The sequence below is a fragment of the Synechococcus sp. H70.1 genome, from assembly GCF_047502705.1.
GTDB lineage: Bacteria > Cyanobacteriota > Cyanobacteriia > Thermostichales > Thermostichaceae > Thermostichus.
In genome coordinates this window covers 1-7,016 of record NZ_JANSIV010000170.1, presented here as the reverse complement: position 1 = coordinate 7,016, position 7,016 = coordinate 1, and the positions used below count along the sequence as shown (strand labels likewise).

General features: G+C 59.3%; 7 protein-coding genes and 1 tRNA gene. 7 read left to right on the top strand and 1 reads right to left on the bottom strand.

Going from position 1 to position 7,016, the window contains the following annotated elements; all coding sequences use genetic code 11:
• From NW827_RS10990 to NW827_RS10975, 4 genes are all read left to right on the top strand, one after another.
• Positions 1-304 (top strand): hypothetical protein (locus NW827_RS10990; RefSeq protein ID WP_414503689.1); only part of this gene is annotated, 304 nt, incomplete at its 5' end.
• A gap of 261 nt (positions 305-565) precedes the next feature.
• Complete coding sequence (locus NW827_RS10985; RefSeq protein ID WP_414359900.1) at positions 566-1,204, top strand: HD domain-containing protein; 639 nt, start codon at positions 566-568, stop codon at positions 1,202-1,204.
• 45 nt (positions 1,205-1,249) lie between these two features.
• Positions 1,250-1,687 (top strand): peroxiredoxin, encoded by a 438-nt coding sequence (locus NW827_RS10980; RefSeq protein WP_414359897.1) that lies wholly within the window; start codon positions 1,250-1,252, stop codon positions 1,685-1,687.
• Positions 1,688-1,865: 178 nt separating this feature from the next.
• Positions 1,866-2,471, top strand: a complete 606-nt coding sequence (locus tag NW827_RS10975; RefSeq protein ID WP_414359894.1) for a D-alanyl-D-alanine carboxypeptidase family protein — start codon at positions 1,866-1,868, stop codon at positions 2,469-2,471.
• A gap of 48 nt (positions 2,472-2,519) precedes the next feature.
• Here NW827_RS10975 and NW827_RS10970 read toward each other — a convergent pair.
• Positions 2,520-2,591, bottom strand: a tRNA-Gly gene (locus NW827_RS10970).
• A gap of 137 nt (positions 2,592-2,728) precedes the next feature.
• On the opposite strand from NW827_RS10970, the gene zds reads away from it, so the two are divergent.
• From zds to NW827_RS10955, 3 genes are all read left to right on the top strand, one after another.
• Positions 2,729-4,174, top strand: coding sequence for a 9,9'-di-cis-zeta-carotene desaturase (gene zds / locus NW827_RS10965; protein ID WP_414503688.1), 1,446 nt, complete (start codon positions 2,729-2,731; stop codon positions 4,172-4,174).
• Between the two features lie 125 nt (positions 4,175-4,299).
• Positions 4,300-5,259: a sugar phosphate nucleotidyltransferase gene (locus NW827_RS10960; RefSeq protein ID WP_414404056.1), complete on the top strand. Its 960-nt coding sequence runs from the start codon at positions 4,300-4,302 to the stop codon at positions 5,257-5,259.
• A 67-nt stretch (positions 5,260-5,326) separates the two neighbouring features.
• On the top strand, positions 5,327-6,457 hold the full coding sequence (locus NW827_RS10955; RefSeq protein ID WP_414359885.1) for a citrate synthase: 1,131 nt from the start codon (positions 5,327-5,329) through the stop codon (positions 6,455-6,457).
• The last annotated feature ends 559 nt before the right edge of the window (positions 6,458-7,016 follow it).

Below are 7,016 nucleotides of genomic sequence, written 5' to 3'. Positions count from 1 at the left end.
GTACCCAGCCGTCCGCCGCTGCGAAGAGCGGCTTTGCCCAGCCCTAGGGCAGAGCTGGCAGCAACAGGAACAGATAGCGGCTCAACTGGAGACGATACAGGCGCGGATTGACGCTCTCGAAGCCCGGCCCACGTCGCATCTGTTAGTGTGGCAACAGTTGGCCCCCACTCGCCAAGCTTTGGGGGTGTTCACTGACGGCGCTGACCTGCACACCAGCACTCAGCAATGGGGATCCCCTCTAACTGAGCTGAGAAAGCTGGACCACCTAGGTGGTAACCAAGCCGGTCGTCACCTATGCCGATAGCAGCCGCAAGGCCAATGGGGAGGGGGAGCTGATCCTACCCCCAAGCCAGGGCCGCTGCCTAGAGGTGCCATCTAGCAGCCAAATACCCACGCCCAGGTCATTTGCCTGGCAGTACACTTGGCAGGGGGCTGGGATCCCGGAGCCGCTAGCAGTAAAACAGACAGCGGCCAGCGGCTGAACTCTGCGGTTTCGACCAGTTGCTTGCAATCCCTGCCCAATCTTGTTCCAACCCTGACCGGAGAGGTACCGATGTCCACTCAAATGTCCACTCAGTTGACGCCGCGGTTTGCCGAGGCCATGCGTTACGCCTACCGATGGCATGCTGCTCAAACCCGCAAGGGAACAGGGATCCCTTACCTCAGCCACCTGCTGGCGGTGGCCTCCATTGCTCTCGAGTACGGCGCCGATGAGGATGAGGCCATTGCCGCTTTGCTCCATGACAGCCTCGAGGATGGCCCCCGCTGTAGCGGCGAGCCACGGGCCCAGATTGAACAGCAGCTGCGGGAGCGCTTTGGAGAACGAGTGCTGCAGATCATCTTGGGCTGCACGGATACTGAAAGCGATAGCTCCCGAGGCCAGCCCAAAGAAAACTGGAAAGAGCGGAAAACGGCCTACCTAAAGCATTTGGAAACAGCAGATGCTTCGGTTCTGTTGGTGGCTGCAGCTGACAAGCTGCACAACGCCCGCTGCCTCCTGCGGGACTTTCGCCAGCTGGGGGATCAGCTCTGGGAGCGCTTCTCCGGCGGTAAGGAGGGATCCCTCTGGTACTACCGCTCACTGGCGGAGATCCTAGGACGACGGCTACCTTCGGGGTTGGCGGCGGAGCTCCAGGAGGTGGTGGCCGAGTTGCAACGGACAGCCGGGCCGAATCCGGCGCTTGACAGGGAGGAGGAGGGCTGAAGAAAATGCTGAGGGCAGTCCTATTCCCCTTTAGGTTACCTGTCTATGGTTCTCGCGGTTGGCACCCCTGCTCCTGGCTTTAACACCATCGATACCCATGGCAACCCGGTTTCCCTGGCCGATTTTTCTGGGAAAACGGTAATCCTCTATTTTTACCCCAAGGATGACACCCCTGGCTGCACCAAAGAAGCCTGCGGCTTCCGTGATGCTTACGCTGACTATCAGAGCAAAGGCTTGGTGGTGCTGGGGGTGAGCATGGACGACCAAGCCTCCCACAAGAAGTTTGCCGAAAAGTACAACCTGCCCTTCCCCCTCTTGGTGGACAGCAACGGTGTGATTGCCCGCGCCTACGACGTGGACGGAGGCGGCTACGCCAAGCGAGTAACCTACGTCATTGATGGTGAGGGCAAAATTGCTAGGGTCTACCAAAACATCAACACCGAAACCCACGCCCGCGATATCTTGGCAGACTTGGGCCTGTGAGGAGGCTGAGCCTGAGGGGCTTGCCTCCTAACCTTCTTTGGGTATGAACGACGACATTCCAGTTGCGCGTCGCTACCTTCCCCCTCCAGCAAAAGCACAAAGTTCCTCAGCTTCCTGGAGCCTGGGCTTAGGTCTAGGTCTAGCCTTGCTTGCGCTGCTGCTCTCAACAGCGTGGGCAGTGGGTAGGTTGCCGGGATCAGAGGAAAGGAGAGAGCCCCTAGAGCAGGAGGAGGCTGGCCAGCTCTCTGGTTCTCAACCTCAACCAGGAGAGGGCAGGCCTTCTCTGCTGGGCCACTATGCCTATGCCGAAGCTCCGCCAGAGAGTCTCCAGGTGGTGGGCTATTACCACGGTCGCGAGGTGCGCCTGCGCCACGCTGCTGCCGAGAGCTACCGGCGAATGAGCGCAGCGGCCCTAGCCGACGGGATCCGTCTTGTCCCTATTTCTGGGTTTCGCTCAGTGGCGGAGCAGGAGGCGTTGTTTTTTCAAGTAGCCCAAGCGAAGGCTCTGCGACCAGAAGAACGGGCAGCGGTCAGCGCCCCCCCTGGCTATAGTGAGCATCACACTGGCTACGCCATCGACATTGGGGATGCCCAGTTTCCGCAGTGGGATATCCAGGAAGCTTTTGAAAAGACTCCTGCGTTCCGCTGGCTGGAGAAAAATGCTGCTCGTTTCGGCTTTGAGCTATCCTTTCCCCGCGGCAACCCACAAGGGGTAAGCTACGAGCCCTGGCACTGGCGCTTCGTGGGCGACCGCCACAGCTTAGAGACCTTCTACAGGCGCTGACTGGCCTTCCTCCCCCTAGGGGGAGGGGCTAAGGGTAGATGGCAGAGAAGCGGATGACGCGATTCGAACGCGCGACCTTCTCGTTGGCAACGAGAAGCTCTACCACTGAGCTACATCCGCACTAGCTGACCACGTATAGTGACAAATTTTGCGGCTGTCTGTCAAGGGGGGGTGTGGGCGGCATTTTGTTCCAAAATGGGAGAAGTTCATCTTTCTTTGCAGTTGCGTCAGCCCCTGGCGGGGCTTAGGGAATGGCGATGCGGGTAGCCATTATTGGGGCAGGACTGGCCGGCTTGGTAACGGGGGTTCACTTGGCTGAGGCAGGCCATGAGGTGCGGATCTATGAGGCACGGCCCTTTGTTGGTGGCAAGGTGGGATCCTGGCAGGATGCCGAGGGCAACCACATTGAGATGGGATTGCACGTTTTTTTCTGCAACTACAGCAACCTGTTTGCTCTGATGAAAAAGGTGGGGGCCTACGAGAATTTGCTGCCCAAGCAGCACGTCCACACCTTTATCAACCGCGGTGGGCAGGTGGCCAGCCTCGATTTTCGCTTTCCCCTAGGAGCGCCCTTCAACGGCCTCAAGGCTTTTTTTACCACCGAGCAGCTCTCCTGGGCCGATAAGCTGCGCAACGCTCTGGCGCTGGGCACTAGCCCTCTGATTCGTGGCCTGCTGGATTACGAAGGAGCAATGCGGCAGATTCGCGCCTTGGATCGGATGAGCTTTGCCGAGTGGTTCCGCCGCCACGGGGGATCCGAGGCCAGCCTGAAGCGGATGTGGAACCCAATTGCCTATGCCCTAGGCTTCATCGATACGGAGCAGATCTCTGCCCGCTGCATGCTGACCATTTTTCAGATGTTTGCCAGCAAAACCGATGCCTCCAAGCTCAATCTTCTCAAGGGGGCCCCGGACAATTACCTCACCCAGCCCATCGTCCGCTACCTGCAAGCCCGCGGTGGCCAGGTCTATACCCGCCGCGGGGTCAGCCGCATTGAAGTGAGCGACTCCCCTCCCTACGCGGTAACCGGCCTGGTTTTGGCCAACGGCGAGCGCGTGGAGGCGGATGTGTATGTGTGTGCAACGGCGGTAGAAGGGGCAAAACGCCTGATCCCACAGGTGTGGCGGCAGTGGCCCCAATTCGACAACATCTACAAGCTGGACTCTGTGCCGGTTGCCACGGTGCAGTTGCGCTTCGACGGCTGGGTGACGGAGCTGAAGGGCCGGGCCAAACGCGCTGCCGACTACCCCCAGCCGCTCGGCATCGACAACCTCCTCTACACCGCCGATGCTGATTTCTCCTGCTTTGCGGATCTCGCCCTCACCAGCCCCGCCGACTACTACAAACCCGGCCAGGGATCCCTGCTGCAGTGTGTGCTTACCCCTGGGGATCCCTTTATCTCCATGCCCAACGAGCAGATTGCCCAGCGGGTGCTACACCAAGTGCATGAGCTCTTCCCCTCCTCGCGGCAGCTGAACCTGACCTGGTACAGCGTGGTCAAGCTAGCCCACTCCCTCTACCGCGAGGCGCCGGGCATGGAGCCCTATCGGCCCCAGCAGAAAACCCCCGTGCCCAACTTCTTCCTGGCTGGCAGCTACACTGCCCAGGACTACATCGACAGCATGGAAGGGGCTACTCTCTCTGGCCAGTTGGCTGCCCAGGCCATCCTGGCTGCCCACCGGGATCTAGAGCCGTCAGCTTAGCAGATCGCAGATCCTCGTTTGGTGCAGTGGCGTCCCTGGCTCGCCTCTAGGCCTGAGCTAGCCTTGGCCAGTCGGCTCTGGCAGACCAAGTCCTTTTCCCCTACTATCTAGGCGGGAAAGGTGGCTTGAGGACGGCTATGCAGGCGGTGATTTTAGCAGGGGGGCAGGGAACTCGCTTACGGCCTTTGACCCTATGGCAGCCAAAGCCCTTACTGCCTTTGCTGGGGGTGCCCTTTTTGCAGTGGCTAATTGGGCGCTGCCGCCGGGCGGGGCTGACAGAGATTTTGCTTAGCGTGGGCTATCTGGGCCGGCAGATCGAGGCGGCTTTGGGAGATGGCACTGCCTGGGGGGTGAAGCTCCGCTACATCGTCGAAGAAACACCTCTGGATACGGCGGGGGCGTTGGTGTTGGCCCAGCCCTATTTCAGCGGGGATCCCCTGGTAGTCTTCAACGCCGATATCCTCACCGATCTGGATTTGTTGGCCTTGATCCAATGCCACCTACAGAGTGGGGCCGTCGCCACCCTTACGCTTGTCTGTGTTGAGGACATTACCGCCTATGGCCTGGTGGAGGTGGGGGAAGGGGGTCAAATCCAATCCTTTCGGGAAAAGCCCACCCCTGCGGAAGCCCTCACCCTAACCACCAACACCATCAACGCCGGTACCTACGTCCTCGAGCCAGCCATTTTCAAGGACTACCCTAGCGGGGATCCCCTCAGTTTTGAGCGGCACGTCTTCCCCGATCTGCTCCAGCAAGGGCGGCGGCTGCAAGCCTACTTGCACACGGGTTACTGGCGGGATCTAGGCACGCCGGCCAGCTACTACCAGGGCCAGTTGGACATTCTCCTAGGTCGGATGAGGGATTTCCCTCTCGAGGATGTGGAAGAGCAGGCGCCCGGGATCTGGGTTCACAAAACGGCTGAGATCCATCCCGCCGTCCAGCTGCAAGCCCCTTGCTACGTTGGCGCCCATACCCGCTTGGGACCCCATGCTCGGATCCCTCCCGGCACCATCCTTGGCAGCTACAGTTGGGTCAACGGCTCCCTGCAGCCGGGGGCTTACGGGCCAGGCCTTCTCGTGGTTTAATGAGGGGATGGCAAGTCTAATAGCGCCCTTAGTTCTCTCGTTTGAGGGAGCACATAGGCATTCAACTATGGCGGAATACAGGCCTGGGCTAGAAGGTGTTCCGGCCACGCGCTCTAACATTAGCTTTGTCGATGGCCAGGCAGGGATCCTGGAATACCGCGGCATCCCCATTGAGGAGCTGGCGGCTCATAGTACCTTTCTAGAGACAGCTTATTTGCTGATTTTTGGCAAGCTGCCGACCCAGTCAGAGCTGGACAATTTTGATCAGGCTGTCCGCAGCCATCGGCGGGTCAAGTACCGCATCCGCGACATGATCAAGTCATTTCCCGAATCGGGCCACCCGATGGACGCTCTGCAGACCTGTGTCGCCAGCTTGGGCATGTTCTACCCCGTGCGGGAGTCAGATCCCGACTACGTCTTTGTCACGGTTACCCGTCTGCTGGCTAAACTGCCGACGATGGTGGCCATGTTTCACCAGATGCGCCAGGGCAACGATCCCATTCCCCCTGACGACAGCCTGGATCATGCCGCCAATTTCCTCTACATGCTCTCGGGCAAAAAGCCAGATCCCTGGCTGGCCCGCGTTTTCGATACTTGCCTCATCCTGCACGCCGAGCACACCGTCAACGCTTCAACTTTTGCCCTTTTGGTTAGTGCTTCAACCTTGGCTAGCCCCTATAGCAGCCTGGCCACAGCAGTGGGCACCCTTTCAGGGTTGCTGCACGGCGGAGCCAACCAAGAGGTGATGAAGCTGTTGCGGCAGATTGGCTCGGTGGAGAATGTACGCTTGTTCATTGAGGAAAAGCTGGCCAGAAAAGAGCGGATTATGGGCATGGGGCACCGCGTCTACAAAGTGAAGGATCCGCGGGCCACCATCCTGCAACAGATTGCTGAGAAGCTGTTCGAGCGCTACGGCCACGACAAGTACTACGACATTGCCCTAGAGGTGGAACGGGTGTGCGCAGAGCTGCTGGGGCCAAAGGGCATCTACCCCAATGTGGACTTCTACTCAGGTCTGGTCTACGCCAAGTTGGGGATCCCAGAGGATTTGTTTACAGCAGTGTTTGCCATTGCCCGGGTAGCAGGTTGGCTGGCCCATTGGCGGGAGCAGTTGGCGGATAATCGCCTCTTCCGCCCCACCCAGGTCTACACCGGTAAGCGACAGCAACGGTACATCCCCATCTCGGAGCGGAGCTAAGTCCTGTTTGACGTTGCCATAGGGTGCCCTGCGCACCTTGACAGTAACCTAGGTGAACTCCCCGAAAAACGCGGCGCGAAAGCCCTGGATAAGGAAGTGCCGCCCTTGAGAAACCCTGAACTGGTCTGCAAGCTAGCTTCCACCCCAGTGCACGCTCCTTGCAGGCTTCTCCACCAACAGCCAGGTTGCGGCGGACAGAGAGCAGGTTAGGTTCCGGCGGAAGAGAGCCCAGCTCAAAGTCAGCAGAAACTTACCCACGCCGAGGGCAAGGCCGCAAGGAAGGAGCTTGATGCGGCACTCCTCCAAACTCATTTCGGCTTGCTCTAACCCCACCTGCTAGAGGGATCCCAGTGTCGGGCTCCAAGGCGCACCTGGAGGCCCCCCTCGGCCACAAGCTGCGGGCAAGAGTCGGCTCTCCGGATCTGAAGTTTAGCGTGAAGTAAAGATCCTGTATTGGCTAACACATCTTTGAGCAGAAATCATGCTTAAAGTTAAGGATTCCTGGCAAGAGGATCTCGAGGATCGTCCACAATGAGGTAGCGCTGCTGGAACAACCAAC